This is a genomic window from Nonomuraea sp. NPDC049486 (assembly GCF_040676925.1).
GTDB lineage: Bacteria > Actinomycetota > Actinomycetes > Streptosporangiales > Streptosporangiaceae > Nonomuraea > Nonomuraea ferruginea.
This window is the reverse complement of the sequence record NZ_JBFAPV010000018.1, coordinates 101,649-116,896: the sequence shown is the minus strand read 5'-3', so window position 1 is coordinate 116,896 and position 15,248 is coordinate 101,649. Positions and strand designations below refer to the sequence as shown.

General features: G+C 69.3%; 15 protein-coding genes and 2 pseudogenes. 4 read left to right on the top strand and 13 right to left on the bottom strand.

Going from position 1 to position 15,248, the window contains the following annotated elements:
• Positions 1-5: 5 nt before the first annotated feature.
• Positions 6-314: pseudogene (locus AB0K05_RS38095) on the bottom strand (transposase); the annotation flags it as partial.
• Positions 315-395: 81 nt separating this feature from the next.
• On the opposite strand from AB0K05_RS38095, the gene AB0K05_RS38090 reads away from it, so the two are divergent.
• From AB0K05_RS38090 to AB0K05_RS38080, 3 genes are read left to right on the top strand one after another with little or no spacing between them, the layout of a single operon-like run.
• Positions 396-1,274, top strand: coding sequence for an alpha/beta fold hydrolase (locus tag AB0K05_RS38090; RefSeq protein ID WP_364235889.1), 879 nt, complete (start codon positions 396-398; stop codon positions 1,272-1,274).
• A gap of 6 nt (positions 1,275-1,280) precedes the next feature.
• Positions 1,281-2,039, top strand: coding sequence for an ABC transporter ATP-binding protein (locus AB0K05_RS38085; protein ID WP_364235946.1), 759 nt, complete (start codon positions 1,281-1,283; stop codon positions 2,037-2,039).
• Positions 2,036-3,631, top strand: coding sequence for a hypothetical protein (locus tag AB0K05_RS38080; protein WP_364235887.1), 1,596 nt, complete (start codon positions 2,036-2,038; stop codon positions 3,629-3,631). The genes AB0K05_RS38085 and AB0K05_RS38080 overlap by 4 nt, the downstream gene beginning before the upstream one ends.
• Before the next feature lie 141 nt (positions 3,632-3,772).
• Here the strand turns inward: AB0K05_RS38080 and AB0K05_RS38075 are convergent, their stop codons facing one another.
• The 4 genes from AB0K05_RS38075 to AB0K05_RS38060 all read right to left on the bottom strand — a co-directional run bounded on the left by AB0K05_RS38075 (position 3,773) and on the right by AB0K05_RS38060 (position 6,812).
• Positions 3,773-4,270, bottom strand: coding sequence for a hypothetical protein (locus AB0K05_RS38075; RefSeq protein WP_364235884.1), 498 nt, complete (start codon positions 4,268-4,270; stop codon positions 3,773-3,775).
• Positions 4,271-4,489: 219 nt separating this feature from the next.
• Positions 4,490-4,915, bottom strand: coding sequence for a VOC family protein (locus AB0K05_RS38070; protein ID WP_364235881.1), 426 nt, complete (start codon positions 4,913-4,915; stop codon positions 4,490-4,492).
• A 623-nt stretch (positions 4,916-5,538) separates the two neighbouring features.
• Positions 5,539-5,922, bottom strand: coding sequence for a GntR family transcriptional regulator (locus tag AB0K05_RS38065; protein ID WP_271280422.1), 384 nt, complete (start codon positions 5,920-5,922; stop codon positions 5,539-5,541).
• Complete coding sequence (locus AB0K05_RS38060) at positions 5,919-6,812, bottom strand: hypothetical protein (RefSeq protein ID WP_271280421.1); 894 nt, start codon at positions 6,810-6,812, stop codon at positions 5,919-5,921. Before AB0K05_RS38060 ends, AB0K05_RS38065 begins: the two co-directional genes overlap by 4 nt.
• Before the next feature lie 245 nt (positions 6,813-7,057).
• Between AB0K05_RS38060 and AB0K05_RS38055 the strand changes: the two genes are divergently transcribed.
• Entirely contained in the window at positions 7,058-8,065 is a 1,008-nt protein-coding gene (locus AB0K05_RS38055; protein ID WP_271280420.1) for an RNA polymerase subunit sigma-70, read from the top strand.
• Between the two features lie 58 nt (positions 8,066-8,123).
• Here AB0K05_RS38055 and AB0K05_RS38050 read toward each other — a convergent pair whose 3' ends face one another.
• From AB0K05_RS38050 to AB0K05_RS38015, 8 genes and pseudogenes are all read right to left on the bottom strand, one after another.
• Positions 8,124-8,687: a dihydrofolate reductase family protein gene (locus AB0K05_RS38050; RefSeq protein ID WP_345483282.1), complete on the bottom strand. Its 564-nt coding sequence runs from the start codon at positions 8,685-8,687 to the stop codon at positions 8,124-8,126.
• 737 nt (positions 8,688-9,424) lie between these two features.
• Positions 9,425-9,907, bottom strand: coding sequence for a nuclear transport factor 2 family protein (locus tag AB0K05_RS38045; protein WP_271280392.1), 483 nt, complete (start codon positions 9,905-9,907; stop codon positions 9,425-9,427).
• 373 nt (positions 9,908-10,280) lie between these two features.
• Entirely contained in the window at positions 10,281-10,646 is a 366-nt protein-coding gene (locus AB0K05_RS38040; RefSeq protein WP_271280393.1) for a DoxX family protein, read from the bottom strand.
• A gap of 79 nt (positions 10,647-10,725) precedes the next feature.
• Positions 10,726-11,880 (bottom strand): sigma-70 family RNA polymerase sigma factor, encoded by a 1,155-nt coding sequence (locus AB0K05_RS38035; RefSeq protein WP_271280394.1) that lies wholly within the window; start codon positions 11,878-11,880, stop codon positions 10,726-10,728.
• A 2-nt stretch (positions 11,881-11,882) separates the two neighbouring features.
• Positions 11,883-12,221, bottom strand: coding sequence for a YciI family protein (locus tag AB0K05_RS38030; RefSeq protein WP_271280395.1), 339 nt, complete (start codon positions 12,219-12,221; stop codon positions 11,883-11,885).
• A gap of 247 nt (positions 12,222-12,468) precedes the next feature.
• The gene (locus AB0K05_RS38025; RefSeq protein WP_271280396.1) at positions 12,469-13,641 is read right to left on the bottom strand and encodes an MFS transporter; all 1,173 of its coding nucleotides are present in this window, start codon (positions 13,639-13,641) and stop codon (positions 12,469-12,471) included.
• Between the two features lie 821 nt (positions 13,642-14,462).
• A complete protein-coding gene (locus AB0K05_RS38020; RefSeq protein WP_271278750.1) occupies positions 14,463-14,777 on the bottom strand; it encodes a GNAT family N-acetyltransferase in 315 nt (104 codons plus the stop codon).
• A gap of 209 nt (positions 14,778-14,986) precedes the next feature.
• Positions 14,987-15,161 (bottom strand): annotated as a pseudogene (locus AB0K05_RS38015) (helix-turn-helix transcriptional regulator); the annotation flags it as partial.
• Positions 15,162-15,248: the final 87 nt, after the last annotated feature.

The window sequence follows — 15,248 nt, the reverse complement described above, 5'->3', positions numbered from 1 at the left end:
GCGTATTCGCAGACCAGGTGGATCTTGCTGGTCAGCCCGCCGCGGGATCGGCCGAGGGCGTGATCTGCCGGCGAGCCTGTGACGAGCCCCCTTTACGGGCACCGGCGGCGTGCTGGTGCGCACGCACGATGGTCGAGTCCACCGCCACCAGTCCATCGATGTCACCGTGCGCATCGGCCCGGGCCTGCACCGCATGCGGCATCGCGGTGAACGTTGCCGTCCCTGGCCCAGCGCCGGAACCGCGTGTACAGGCTCTGCCAGGACCCGTACCGGGGCGGAACGTCCCGCCATGCCGCACCGGTACGGATCTTCCACGTATCGGCTCCCGTACGGATCTGGCGCGGCCAGTAGTTCTACAGAAGGCGCCCGTAGCCGGGGACGGCATGCTCTGAGACATGCAGAACGTGGACATCTGGAGTGAAGAGTTCGGCGCCGCGACGGACACGCCGATCCTGCTGATCATGGGTTCGATGTCGCAGGGCGTCCTGTGGCCGGACCAGTTCGTCGGTCGCCTGACCGCCGGCGGCCGCCGGGTGATCCGGTACGACCACCGCGACACCGGCATGTCCGGCACGGTCGACTTCGCCGCCGAGCCGTACACGTGGGACGACATCAAGAGCGACGTCTACCGCGTGATGGACGCCCACGGCTTGGAGAGCGCGCACCTGGTCGGGCACTCGGCCGGCGGCCTGCTCGGCCAGCTCATCGCCGTGGAACGGCCCGAGCGGGTCCGTTCGCTGACCGTCATCGCCTCCTCGCCGCTCGGCGGCGGCGAGGGCCAGGTGCTCGTGCGGGCACTGACGGGACAGCCGCAGCCCGAGGGCAGCCTGCCGGAGCCGGCGCCGGAGTTCGTGGACTTCTTCCGCGCCCTGGTGGCCGCCCCACCGCCGCAGGACCGCCGGGCGCTCATCGACGGCATGATCGCCGAGCAGCGGGTCCTGCACGGCACCGGACTGCCGTTCGACGAGGACGAGGCCCGCCGGTTGCAGGAGCGCGTCCACGACCGGGCTCGCGACCTGTCGGCTGTGGCCAACCACCGGCTGGCCGCGGCGGCCGACCCCGGCTTCGAGCCGGTGGGCGTACTGGACCAGGTGAAGACGCCCACGCTGGTCATCGAGGGCAGCCACGAGCCGGTCAAGCCGGGTCACGGCGCGATCATCGCCGAGCGGATCCCAGGGGCACGGCTGATGATCGTTGCGGGCATGGGGCACACGCTGCCACCGGAGACCCACCAGGAGCTGGCCGACGCGATCCTCGCCCACACGGCCGAGTGAGGAAGTCTGTTGAACGATCCCTGCGCCCCCGCTATCGAAGTACTGGACCTGACTCAGCGCTTCGGCACCGTGCTCGCCGTCGACCGGCTCAGCCTCAGCATCCCGGCGGGGATGTTCTACGGCATCGTGGGCCCCAACGGGGCCGGCAAGACCACCACGTTGACGGCCATGTGCGGGTTGCGGGAGCCGACCGCGGGAACGATCCGGGTCGCCGGTCATGACCTGCGCACCGCGCGAGAGGCCGCGCTCGCGCAGCTCGGCGTCATGATGGACGGATTGTCCCTGCCCGAACGGCTGACCGCCGCCGAGGTCCTGCGCTACAGCGCCGGACTGCGCGGCCTGGACGACGGCTGGCGGGCACGGGCCGGCGATCTGCTGGAGATCCTCGGACTCGACGCGGTTCCGCGCACACTGATCGTGGAGTACTCCACCGGCATGCGCAAGAAGATCAATCTTGCGCTGGCGCTGCTGCACCGGCCCCGGGTGCTCGTGCTGGACGAGCCGTTCGAGGCGATCGACCCGGTCTCGGCCCGCTCCATCGAGCAGGTGCTCAAGCAGTACGTCGACGCCGGCGGCACGGTGGTCCTGTCGAGCCACATCATGGACTTCGTCGAGCGTAACTGCCGTCGGGTGGCGGTGGTGGCCGGCGGCCGGGTGCTGGTTGAAGGGCCGGTGGCGGAGGTGGCCGCGGGCTCGACGCTGAACGAACGGTTCGTCGAGCTGGTGGGCGCCGATCCGGTGCGGCCGCTGGAGTGGCTGTCATGACCCGGGCCTTGCTCGCGCTCAAGCTGCGCCTGTTGTGCAACGGCCCGCACAACGAGCGCGCCTTCAGCCTGGTCGCCGGGCTCGTCCTGGCCGCCCTGGTGATCGCGGGCGCGTCATCGACCGCCGATGGCGTGATCCACGAGGGCTGGATCGCCGTGGCGCTCACGGTATGGGGCGGCATGTGGCTGTTCGGGCCGCTGGCCCAGCCTCGCCATGATCCGTCGGTCATCTCCCGCGAGTGGTTGCGCGGTTATCCGCTGCGGTCGTGGCGGCTGGCGCGGGCCCTGTCGTGGACCGAACTGCTGGGCGTCGGCCCGCTGATCACGGTGGCGTGCCTGTCGTCGCTGGCGGTACTGGCCGCGCCGGGTGGCACGGCGGCGGCCGCGACCGCCATCGCCGCGGTCGCGGCCCAGCTGTATCTCCTCACCTGGGCGGGCAAGACGGTGGCGGCGCTGGCGTCCTGGCTGCTGCAGACCCGGGCCGGGATGACGCTGGCCGCCGTACAGACCGCGATCATGCTCGCGCTGTCGTTCGCCGGATGGGTGCCGGTCGCGGCCTGGCTGCTGCCGCGTCTCGGCGAGGGGGACACCGCCCTGGTCACCCCCACGGCCGGGCAACTGCCCGAGCCGGTGATCGACGTCCTCGCCGCCTTGCCCACCGGCTGGGGGTATAGCGCGGCGCTCGCCGCCCGCGACGACGCCGGGACGGGAGCGGTCCTGCTGCCACTGGCGGCGCTGCTGACCTCGGGCGCCCTGTTACACCTGTGCTGGATCGCGCTGACGGCTCGCGCCCTGCGCCGGCCGCCTCACCGGGCGAATGCGCGGCGGCCGGCCGTACCGGCGCGTGGGCTGTCCTTGCCGTTCGCGACACCGCAGGTGGCCGCGGTCGTCTCGCGAGAGCTGGTCACCTGGCTACGTGACCCGGCGCGCGGCGTCGAGCTGCGCAGCGCCTGGCTGACACCGCTGCTGATGGCGCTCATCATCGCCTTCACCGACTGGAGCTGGGCGCTGCCCCTGGTAGGCCCAGCGGCCGCCGTGTTCGGCGCGATGGTCGCGATCAACACCTATGCCCTGGACGGCACCGCCCTGTGGCAGCTCCTCACCACACCGGGCGCCCTCAAGGCCGACGTGCACGGACGGATGGCGGCGTGGGCGCTGCTGTTCGGCCTGCCGGCCATCGCGCTGGCGGCCGTGCTGTGGGCCGCGACCGGCTCACCCTTGGGAGGTGCCGCCCTCGGCGGCGCCATCACCGCGGCCGCGGCGGTTTGCGCCGGAGCGCCGTTGCTCGCGCTCGTGATGCCGGCCGTGGGCACCGACGCCCGCGACCGCATCTACCCGGGACAGCGAGCGGGCGATCCGACGGGCGGACAAATGACGATCTTCCCCGTGGTCCTGCTGGCCGCCATCCTGCCCGGCGTCATCGGCGGTTCGTGGTGGGGGAACGTCCTCGTCGCCGTCCTTGTGGCCACCGTTCTGGGCGCGACACCCGCGCTCACCGTGCGCCTGCTCCAGCGGCGCGGCACCGGCCTGCTGGAGGCGATGACCACCGGCGACACCGGGCTCCTGCGCGCAGCCGCCCGCACGAAGAGCTGACCTACCTGGCCGCTCCATGATCCCTTCACCGGTCACCGGCGTCCGCTCAGGCCACGCAGACGTCCAGGCCGGGTTTCCATGTCCAGCCGGAACCGGCCGTTGAGTTCGAGACAGTCGTCAGCACTGAGCGGAGCTGCGGCGTCAATAGCAACGCATGTCCAACCAGGTGCCGTCGTACATGCCGTCCAGGTGGAGAATCATGGAGTTCGTGGCGGAGGTGCCATCCACAGGGGTGCCGGACTCGTCGAATGGTGTGTAGGCGACCAGCTCGTAGTCGCCGAGGTCTCCGTCGGGGTCCTCGATCTTCGCCTGGCGGTAGTGGTTCAGCACCTCCTGGATGGGCCGGTCGGTGGAGAGCTCGAAACGGATGGTGTACCAGCAGTCGCCGGAGTCGCCGCTCACCTCGACGTGCCGGTCGAAGTACCCGAGGTCTGCTCCCGCCGGCGGCGGATACTCCTGGATCCGGTCCACCATGCGCGCCAGCCGGTGGTCATCGATCCATGCCGGCGCCTTGACGATCGCCGCCAGCAGCAGGAGCGGCACTAACGCCACGGCCAGGCAGCCGATTCGGCGGGCCGTTCGTGACCGTCTGGACTCTGGCGGTGGTGCGGGGGTGGGCAGGTCCGGGGGGATCGACATGGATCACATGATCGCGTATCCCGTTCCCCCTCTCGCACGAAGTCCCGCTCTGCTCGGCGACGGCTAGCGCATCGACCGCCGTCGCGCAGGCGCTCCTGCGCGACCAGCACACCCGACGCGCAGCTGATCAGATCGACATCGAGGGGCCGTCCGGCAGCACGACACCACCACCAGAAGGGAATGGGTATAGCCGGCCGGACTCTTCCTCCTGCCTGCCACTCAGCCGAGGCAGAACTCGTTGCCCTCGACGTCTTGCATGACCAGGCACGACTCGTTCTCCTCATCGGCAGGCAGGAGCCGCACGCGTACCGCGCCGAGCGGGATCAGCCGCGCGCATTCGGCCTCAAGGGCCGCCAGGCGCTCCTCCCCCACCAGTCCGGTGCCGACCCGCACGTCAAGGTGCAGCCGGTTCTTGACGACCTTCCCTTCGGGAACGCGCTGAAAGTACAGCCGCGGACCCACGCCCGAGGGGTCACTGCATGCGAACCATGAATCCCGCTGCTCAGGCGGCAGCGTGCGATTGAAGTCGTCCCAACTGGCGAACCCCTCCGGTGGCGGCGGCGCGACGTACCCCAGCACCTCACACCAGAAACGAGCAACGCGCTCAGGTGATGCGCAGTCGAAGGTGACCTGAATCTGCCTCACTGATGCTCCCACGGACCAATCCTCCCATGGGTTGCCATACGTCCCGCGATCACCCACTCAGAAGGTCGGAGGGACCCTGCGAGGGCCGGGTCTGATCAAGAGCGACTGTCCTTGATCGCGCTTGCGACGCCTCCCTTCAGGGCGCCGGGATTGGATCACCACGGCGTCTGGCGGGACGTGCTGATGGTCGAGCGCCGCAACGCCGTGACCGGAATCTGAGCCGCCGCCGCTCAGGCCCGCCGGCCGGGAACATCGGCGGCCGCCCCCACGTCCCTGCGTTCCCGCCCTCCCCCTATCCTCATGATTTTGATGCATGTCAATATAGAGAAGCATCGATATGGAGGGCGTGTGGAACCGCTGGAGCTTTTGGAGTGCAGCCCGCCGCTGACCCGCGAGCCGCTGAACGCCGCACAGGCGGCCGGGGTGGCGCGGGTGTTCAAAGCGCTGGGGGATCCGGTGCGGCTGCGCATCCTGTCGATCGTGGCCAGCCGCGCCGACGGCGAGGTGTGCGTGTGGGACATCCTCTCCCAAGCCGCACTGCAGGTGTCGGCCTTCGACATCGCCTTCTACCTTGGGAATGCCCGGCGACCACAACGTGGAGACAAGCCCGAATCAATGATCCTTCAGCGGCCCGTGACCGCATCCAGGGCCAACCTGGCCTGCTGCAACGCGCGGGCGGCGTCCACGCCAAGCTGCCGCGCCTGGACGGCGAACACCTGCGCCGCCTCCGCCAGGCGCTGCTCAGCGTCCACGCCGAGGGCGGAACCGGCAGTTTCGCGGACGTAGGTCCCGTGCCGCCCCCGGGTCTCGATGACGCCGTCACGCTCGAGCTCGCGGAAGGCTCGCGCGACCGTCGCCGTGGCCAGTCCCAGGTCCCGGGCGAGCTGCCGGATGCTAGGCAGGCGGGTCAGCGGCGGCAGCACGCCGGTGGCGGCCATAGTGGCGATCTGCGCCCGCAACTGCTCGTACGGAGGAAGCGGTGAGGCGGGGTCGAGATGGAGGATCATGTCGCCGTCCGGTCGGCTGTGTTGGAGGCCGCCTCGCCTGACGTGTGGCGCCTGACCGGCCACACGCGCGGATGCCCGACGCGCTGCCAGCTCAGAGGGGCGCCCACGAACACGCACGCCACCCCGGCCCACGGCAGGATGATCCGCAGGGCCTGGCCCTCGATGCCGCCCCCGATGGAGAAGAGCTCGTATCCGAGGAACAGGAACATCATGCCGAGACCGGCACCGGCCATCCGGTGGATCGCCGTGGAGCGCAGGGCATCGTCGAGCCTCATCTGTGACTCGGATCCCACGGGCTGGCGCCGGTGCACGATGAACCAGAGCGATGCCTCCATCAACACCAGCACGACCGCCGCCGTCACCGCCGGTACGGGTCCGAACCCGAACCCGGCGCGGAGATGGCCGGCGAGGAACCAGTGCCCGATCACGCCCACGGCGATGGTGGCCAGGCCCACGACACGGATGAGGACCAGCGCCGGGCGCCCGATGTAGTCGGCCACCCGCCTGGGCACGAGGGCGGCCGCCTTCTGGGTACGTGGACGGGTCCAGGTCACCTCGGCCAGGACCGCCCCGAGCAGGTACCCCACCAGCCAGGACGGCGAGCCCAGCAGGTCGAACGGGAAGGGCGGGGACGGCTGGGTGTAGACCAGCGCCCAGACGATGCTCGTCGTACCTCCCAAGAACAGGGGGATGACGAACCCGACAGTGCGCAGACACCGGCTGCGGTCGAGGTAACGGCTCGCCTGGTCCCAGTCGAGGCCGGTGGCGGGCAGGCCATGGCCGGCGGCCCACTCGACCACTTGGGCGCGGCGGTGGGGGCGGAAGGCCCGGTACAGCAGCAGCGCCACGATGGCCAGGAAGATCGCGATCCACAGACTCCAGCCGACCATGGCCACCCCAGATGTACTAATGATGCAGCACATTAGCACGCAACCCGGAAACCCAGGGTTGTCTGAACGGTGACTTCGGTGTTGCGTTGCAGACCCGGAGAATCGGCACCCGCCGTTCACACGGTCGGCGAAGATGAACCCGTGTCCTGGATCCAGGCCGGTGTAAGCGGCTTCACCGATCAGAAATCCCCCGCCACGTCGTCAGTTCTGTAAGCCCTCTCGTACCGGTGGAAGGATTGACGACCATGACCGACGCCACACTGCTAGGCGCCGACGAGGCCACATTCATCGCGGCGGCCCGCTCAGGCGACACGGCGCGGTTCGCACTCATCACGGAGCGCCACCGGCGTGAGTTGCAGGTGCACTGCTACCGGATGCTCGCGAACTACGAGGACGCCCAGGACATGACGCAGGAGACGTTCCTGCGAGCATGGAACAAGCGGGAGTCGTTCAAGGGCCACGCGGCCCTGCGGACCTGGCTGTACCGGATCGCGACGAACGCCTGCCTCGACTTCCTGGAGAAGCGCAACGACCGCACACCCGTACCGTCCGAGCTGCCGGACCCCGGCTCCGAGATGCTGTACCTGCAGCCGTACCCCGACCAGATGCTCCCCGAGGACCCACAGGAATCGGTGGTGGCGCGGGAGACGATCGAGCTGGCGTTCATCGTCGCCGTCCAGCACCTGCCGCCGCGGCAACGGGCGGTGTTCATCCTGCGCGACGTCCTCGGCTGGCCGGCGTCGAAAGCCGCCGACGCCCTCGAACTGACCGTCGCATCGGTGACCAGCGCACTGCAGCGGGCCCGTGTGACGATGCGCGAGCAACTGCCCGACCGCCGCCTCGACTGGCGAAGCCCCGCCACCCACGAGCTGTCGGATGACGAGCGCGGCGTGGTGAAGTCATATATGGACGCCCATGAACGCAACGACCTCGACAAACTGATGGCCCTGCTGCGCGACGACCTGCGCTTCACGATGCTGCCCGATCCGGGCACCCTGGTCGTCACAGCCAAGGACGCGGTGGACGGCTGGGTCTCCAGTGGACTCTTCCAGCGCGGCTACGACGACTGGCGCTGCACCGCCACCACGGTCAACCGCATGCCCGCCGCCGCACTGTACCTCCGCACCCCCGACGACCCGGAATACCGGCTGTTCAACATCGCGGTCCTGCACATCGTCGACGGGAAGATAGCCGAGCTCACCGGATTCGACGCCACCGACAAACCATGGCTGGACCTGCCCCCGACACTGTGATCAGACGAGTCCAGCGCACGGGCCGCCCCGCCGACGTTGCCGGCGGGGCGGCCCGTGCTCATCGCCTCGTCTCGTATCGGGTCAACACCAGGCCGCCGGAAAACGTCCGCGTCTCCACCAGGTTCAGGTTCACCCAACTGTCCAGGGCCGTGAAGAAAGGCGTGCCACCGCCCAGCAAGACCGGTGCGGTGACCAGCACATACTCGTCGATCAGCCCGGCCCGCATGGCCGCTGCGGCAAGTGTGGCGCCAACGATGTCCATCGGGCCGCCGTCCTCGGACTTGAGCCGGGTGATCTCGGTGACCGCGTCGCCGGTGACCAGACGGGTGTTCCAGTCGACCTTGTCGATCGTCGACGAGAACACCACCTTGGGCATGTCCCGCCAGCGGCGGGCGTACTCGATGTGCGCCGGTGTGGCGCCGGGCTGCTGGTCGGCGGTCGGCCAGTGGGAGCTCATCGCCTCCCACAGTTTGCGCCCGTACAGCGCCAGGCCGGTCGCCCCCACCCGGTCGGACCACCACTGGAACAGCTCGTCGCTCGGCACGCTCCAGCCGAGGTCCTCACCGGGCGCGGCGACGTAGCCGTCCAGGCTCAGGTTCATGCCGTAGGTCAGTTTCCGCATCATGTCAGCCTTCCGTGAGTCGATCTCACACGTACAGACGGGCACGACGCGGAAACCTAATCGGTGCGCGATCCGCGTCCGCAGGTAGCCCTGGCGTTCCGAACTCAGCACGGCGCACTCGGGCGCTACCGGCCAGATCTCGATTCCACCCTCACAAACGCCCGGTCACACAGCTGCAGCGCCGGCCCCTGTCACCGCGCTGGAGATTGCCAAGCAATTCCCGGCGGTGCCCGATGCCGCGAACCGCCGTATCGCCGGAAAACCGGGTCGGCGCGATGAGGAGCGAGCACCACTACTGTTGCCCGGCCCGGTAACAGTGGCGTTCTCATTGATCCGCGGCGAGCTCGCCATCTGGTGCGGTTTTGTTGTTGTGGTTGTCAGGTATGAGGGCAGGATTTTCACCAACCCAGGCCCTTTACAATGTAGATTCCAAAGCTAGCTCCGCCCCACAACCACATCGATGATCACGTGCTGTTGTCCTCGACGCCCAGTGCACGATCCGCGTAAGCCAGCACCTTGCATCACTCCCCTGTCCCCCGTCGTGCAGCAGCGATGACGGTCCCACTCCCCCACCCTGCACACGCCTGGCGTTGCGGCCCAACTTCGGCCGCCGCACCAGGCGCAGGCGGACGACCTCCCCGACCGCACCCACACCTGCGGCCGACCCCAGCGCGCTGCTCCCTGCAGATCCGCCCAGCACATACGGCGTTCGGATGGTCGCGCGGTTATCGGGCTTCTTACGCAGAGGAGGCGTTCACGGCCTCTGGGTCGGCGGAGTCCCAGGTCACGTGAGGCGAGCCCGTCAGCGCAGTTGTGTCGAGGTATTTAGGTTCGAGGACGCGCTCGGTGAACTTCCAGCCATCCGGGGTGCGCTGGTAACGGTCGTGGAACAGGCCGTACATGACGACCGACCTGCCGTCGCGCTGGCGACCGATCTCGAAGACGGATTCCCGGCCGGTCGCGGTGTCGCCATCGAGTTGTATCGTGCCCGGGTGCACGGTCTGCACCCAGAACTCCCACGCATCCTGCAGCCGTTCGATACCGGCGCGGATCTCCTTCCGCCCGGTGAACTCGACGTCGGCGGGAGGGATCCGCCACACGGCGTCCCTGGTGAACAGCGACGCGAAACGGTCGTAGTCGCCGTTCATCGCCGCGTCGACGTGTTCGCCCCGCAGCGCCTCGATCTCGACGCGGTCGGCGACAGTCTGCAGATCTTTCATCGGTTTCCTCTCTCCTGCGAACGTGATGGATGACGACATCGGGCTCTTGCCGGAGGGTGCGTCCGCACCAGCAGCGCTTCACTGAACGTCTAGGTCTGAGGGCTGTATCTGAAAACTTCTTGCCGCGGTGGCGGGTACGGATCATTGACGAATGAGTCCGGCGCCTCGGGACGGCCGGCCAACGTGATAGGGCTCACACTGCACTGGCGAATTGACGCGATTGACGCGACGGCGTGCCCTCTTTGCCACACCTGACCAACACCCACTCCGCGGCAGCTCCGCTCCGCAACCCTGATGAGCCAGATGGGGACGTTCTCCAACCCGTCCAAACTCGAGGCGTCGCGGACGAACTGATCTCGGTTGGGGCCGGAACTCAGTAGTAGGCCACGTTCACGACCAAGGCGGCCGCCACCAGTGCGAAGAACACGGACCAGGCGCCGAAGTGGTGGTCACGAGCCCGCAGATGAACGCAGAACGCGCCGAGGAAGTACAACACGAGGCCGGCGGCGGCGAGCAGGCCCAGCACCGGAACGGCGAACCCGGCCAGCAGTCCCAGCGAACCCGCCGCCAGCATCAAGCCCAGCGGGAGCGTCCAGGAACGCGGCACGCGAAGCTGGTCCGCCTGCTTCTTGGGGTAGTCATGGCCGATGAGGTTGGCGATGGCGGCCAGGCCGACGACGGCCGAGGCGAGAGAGGTGATCACGAGGTAGACGGCGAACACGCTGATCCCCTTGTCCATGTGAGTGACAGGCCGGTCGCGCACCACGCGGACGAGATGAGCTGCCGAGACCCACCCGACCTCGGAGGGACCGGCAGGCTCAGAGCTGTTCGAGGCGCCGGGTCAGAAACCGCCGCTCGGGGGTCGAGTCGGCCAGCTCAAGGGCGCGCCGGTAGGCCGTCCGGGCCTCGGCATCACGGCCCAGACGCCGCAGCAGCTCCCCGCGCGTCGAGTGGAAATACAGGTAGCCGTCCAGGTCGAGGCCATCGACGGCACGCAACGCCGCGGCGGGATCGCCTGCCTGGGCGACCGCCACGGCACGGTTGAGCTCGACCACCGCCGAGCCGGTCAGGTCGGCCAGCCGCCGGTACAGCTCGGCGACCTGCGGCCAGTCGATCCGCTCACGCGCCTGGAGCGAGGCGATGGCGGCCTGCACGACGTACGGGCCGCGCCCGCCCAGCGCCATCGCCCGATCCAGCGCCGCCCGGCCCGCCGCGATCTGTGGCAGGTCCCACAACGACCGATCCTGATCGTCGAGCAGTACGAGATCGTCACCGGAGAACCGGGCCCGCCGCCGCGCGTGGTGGATCATCATCAGCGCCAGCAGCCCGTGTGCCTCTGGCTCTCGCGGCATCAGCCCGGCCAGCACCTGCCCCAGCCGGATGGCCTCGGCGCCGAAATCGACCCGGCCGCTGTAGCCCTCGTTGTAGATCAGGTAGATGACCGCCAGCACCGCGTCGAGCCGTTCGGGCAGCAGATGCGCGCCCGGGACCGCGAACGGGATCCCGGTTGCCTTGATCTTGGCCTTCGCGCGGGTCAGGCGCCGCTTCATGGTCTCCTCCGAGACCACGAACGCTCGGGCGATCTCCGCGGTCTGGAGGCCGCCGAGCGCACGCAGCGTGAGCGCCACCTGCCCCTCCAGCGGCAGCGCCGGATGACAGCAGGTGAAGATCAGCTCAAGCCGCTCGTCCTTGATCAGCGTGTCGTCGAATTCGTCCATGATGGCCTCCGGCGCCGCCAGCAGGATCTTCTGGGCCAGGGTGCGCTCCCGGCGGATCCGGTCGATCGCCCGGTTCCTGGCCGTCGTCACCAGCCACGCGCCCGGAGCGGCCGGCACGCCTGAAGCCGGCCAGCGCTCCGCCGCGATGGCGAAGGCCTCCTGCGCCGCCTCCTCAGCCCGGTCGAAGTCACCGAGGAACCCGACCAGCGAGGCCAGCACCCGGCCCCACTGCTCGCGGAACACCTCCTCCAGCACGCTCAGAGCCGCACCACCGGCCTGACCTCCACGGTGCCGCCGAACCGCAGGGCCGGGACGCGCGCCGCCCATTCGAGCGCTTCGTCCAGGTCGGCGGCCTCTATCAGGCAGAAGCCACCCAGCACCTCTTTGGTGTCGGCGAACGGGCCGTCGGTCATCAGCGTCCGGCCGCCGGACAGCCGCACGCAGGTCGCCGTCTCCGCGGGCTGCAACTGCGCGGCACTGACGTAGCGGTCGTCGTCGGCCATCGCGAAATACTCCGCGTACGCCGCCTCACGCTCCTCATCCGACGACGTCTCCAGGTAGCCGGGCTCGGCATAGATCAGCAGGGCGTACTGCATCGCGACCTCCAAGGCAGTGGGCTCTCATCAGTACGACGAACGAGCGGCCGCGCAGGGGACACCACCCGTTTGTTGCCAAGGTAGCGATTTTCCGCCCGCCCCCTGACTCCGTGCGGCACCTTTCAGGCGTGCGCGGGGGCCGGCCGCGCGGGACCGGGGTGGGCGAGATCCATCTCCTTCATCAACGCCACCTCGCGCTGCCGCGGCACGAACAACCCGGAGATCACCGGCATCTTGAGCATCGTGATCAGGTGGACGGGGGCGAGGCCTTGACGGCCCTGTTCCAGGCCAGCAGTACCGGCACTCCCGCGATCAGTCCAGCGGCGCCGGCTATCGCCAGGCCGTACTCCGGTCCGGCCGCTTCGACGAGAAGGCCGCCGAGCAGGATGCCCAGCCCCTGGGCGGCGACCATGCCGGAGGAGGCCAGGCCGACCGCCTGTCCCCTGCTCTCCGGCGGAGCGATCCTCACGTACTCCGCGTTGGCCGCCACGTGGTAGCCGGTGAGCACCCCGCACCCCGTCCACAGGAGCAGCAAGGGCACGTAGCCGGGGTCCGCCGCGCTGGCCACCAGCGGCACGCCGGCCAGCACCGCCATGGGGGCCATCAGCGCCATCCGCCGCGATTCGGTGAGGAATCTGGACAGCACGAACACGCCGATGACGTTGCCCGCGGGCAGGGCGGCCATGAGGAGCCCCGCTTGCGTGGTGCCCAGGCCCAACGAGGCGGCGTACGGCACCGCGATCGCCTCGGGGATGACGTGGAAGCCCGACAACATGGCCAGGCCGAGCAGGCTGCGCAACGCGCGATGCCCGGCCACCAGCCGCAGCCCGCCGAGGAGGGAGACCGGCTGCTTTCCCGCGGCCGCCGGGCGCCGGCGCCCTGTGGCCAGGGTGAGTGACGCGGCGGCGGCGAACGTGGCCGCGTTGATCAGGATGGCCGTTTCCGCGCCGACCAGCGCCACCACGATGCCGCCGCCGGCGAAGCCGAGCAGCGTCACGACCTGGTCGCTGAGCTGGTGGACCGCCACTCCGGTCTGGTAGAGCTCGCGGGGCACCACTTCGGGCGTCAGCGAGACGCGTGCCGCCCTGCTCGGCGAGTCGAGCAGTTGGGAGGCGAAGACCAGGGCGCACAACGCGGGCAGCGGGAGGCCGGGCAGTGCGATGAATCCGATGAGGACGGTCCTGATCGCATCGCAGGCGATCACGACCTCGCGCCGCGGGTAGCGGTCGGCCAGCCAGCCCAGCGCGGGCCCTCCGATCAGCGCGGGCACGAACGTCATCGCGTAGACGAGCGTGGTGACGGCGGCCGAGCCGCTGCGCTCGTAGGTGAGGACGGCCAGCGCGACGCGCGCCAGCTGGCTGCCCGCTCGCGACAGTAACCCGCCCAGCCATAAACCGCGAAACTCGCCTATCGCGAGCACTTTGGCGTACGACGATTCCGTCCGGTCCTCCTCGGCTGTCCTCGACGAACCAGCACTGCGGCAGGTCCTGCCATGTTTCCGGCAACCCGCGCGGGCAGGCGCCGGCTCACCGCGGTGGGTGGTGACCCGCCTGTTTCGTCGCAGACATCACCACCCCACCGCGGGATCACCTCGTCAGGTCCAGACGGGGTCGCGTCGCATCGGCCGCACCTCCTTTCAGGACAGGACGCCGTCCGCCGGTTACGGAAGGCACAGATCCCGGCTCGTACGTCCGCGCGCGTTGGAGCGGTCACCCAAGTACCGGACGCCCATGCCTGCCGAGGGCGGTCACCCGGCGTAGGGGTCGAACCGGCCCCAGGCGACGAGCGCGGCGAGCGCGAAGAGGATGACGGTGACCAGCAGCCCGGACGGCTCCTTGCGGCGGATGTGCCCTGGGTGCCTCACCATCGGCTGTCGATCTGGAGACCGACGTCGATGCCGCGCGGAAGGCCGGACAAGTTGTCGCTCACATCCAGGCGACGAATAGGCGGCCTCCCGGGGGACACCTCGGACCCCAGAGAATTCAGAGCTGTTCGAGCCAGTGGGTCAGGAACCGCCGCCGCGGGGGGCGGGGAAGTAGAGGTAGCCGTCCACCCGCGGGCCTGCGACGACGCGATCGCGGCCTGGACGGCACCGTCGCCCGTGCGGCCGCGGCGGACGAACTCCCGGTCGTACTCACGACGAGACGGGGGTTGACGCCGGCACGATCGAGGAGCTTCGCTGCCGGCCGTCGAATCCCGGCGGCACGGTCACCGGGTCGAGGGTCAGGTCGGTCATGCCACCTAGTCGCCGGCCCTGGACGGTGCCGAGTTGTAGAGCAGGTCGCGGTACTCGGGGTGATTGCGCAGCCAACTGAGGATGAAGGGGCAGATCACCAGCGCTTTCAGTCCTCGTTCGCGGATGTCGTCGAGCGCGGCGCGAGCCAGGGCGCCGCCGATTCCTCGACCCTCGAAGGTCGGGTCGACCTCGGTGTGAGCCAGGACGATCATCTCGCTGGTCTCCTGGTAGTCGATGAATCCGGCGACCGTCGTCTCGCCGACGGAGGCTTCGTAGCGCCGCCGGTCCGGATTCCTGGTCACGTTGACGTCGATGGACATTGTTCGTTGAGCCTCCTGTTTCGGTGCTGTGACAGGTCGTCATCTCGGGTCCACCGTGGGTTGCCCGGGGCCAGACGAATCAGATCGGTAGCGCTCCCCGCTCGCCACGTGGAAGGTCGGATTCGCGCAGCCGACGCTACTTCGCGTCAGGGAGAAGTGCCTAACCCGGTCGACCCAACCCGGTGCCTGACCGTGGTCTGCCTGTCTGGTCAGGGAAGCGGCAGTTCTCTGAGCTGCCGGCGGGAGGTGATGTCCAGCTTCCGGAAGATGTCGCGGAGGTGGGCTTCAACCGTGCGTGGGCTGAGGAACAGTTGGCGCAACGACCTCCCGGGAGGTCGCTGCGGTGGCCACCAGCCGTGCGATGTGCGGCTCGTGGGCGGTCAGGGAGTCGGTCGGCTGGGCGGTCCGTTTGCGGGGATGCTCACCGGTGGCGCGCAACTCGCGGGCGGCGCGCTGCCCTCGGGCGGATAG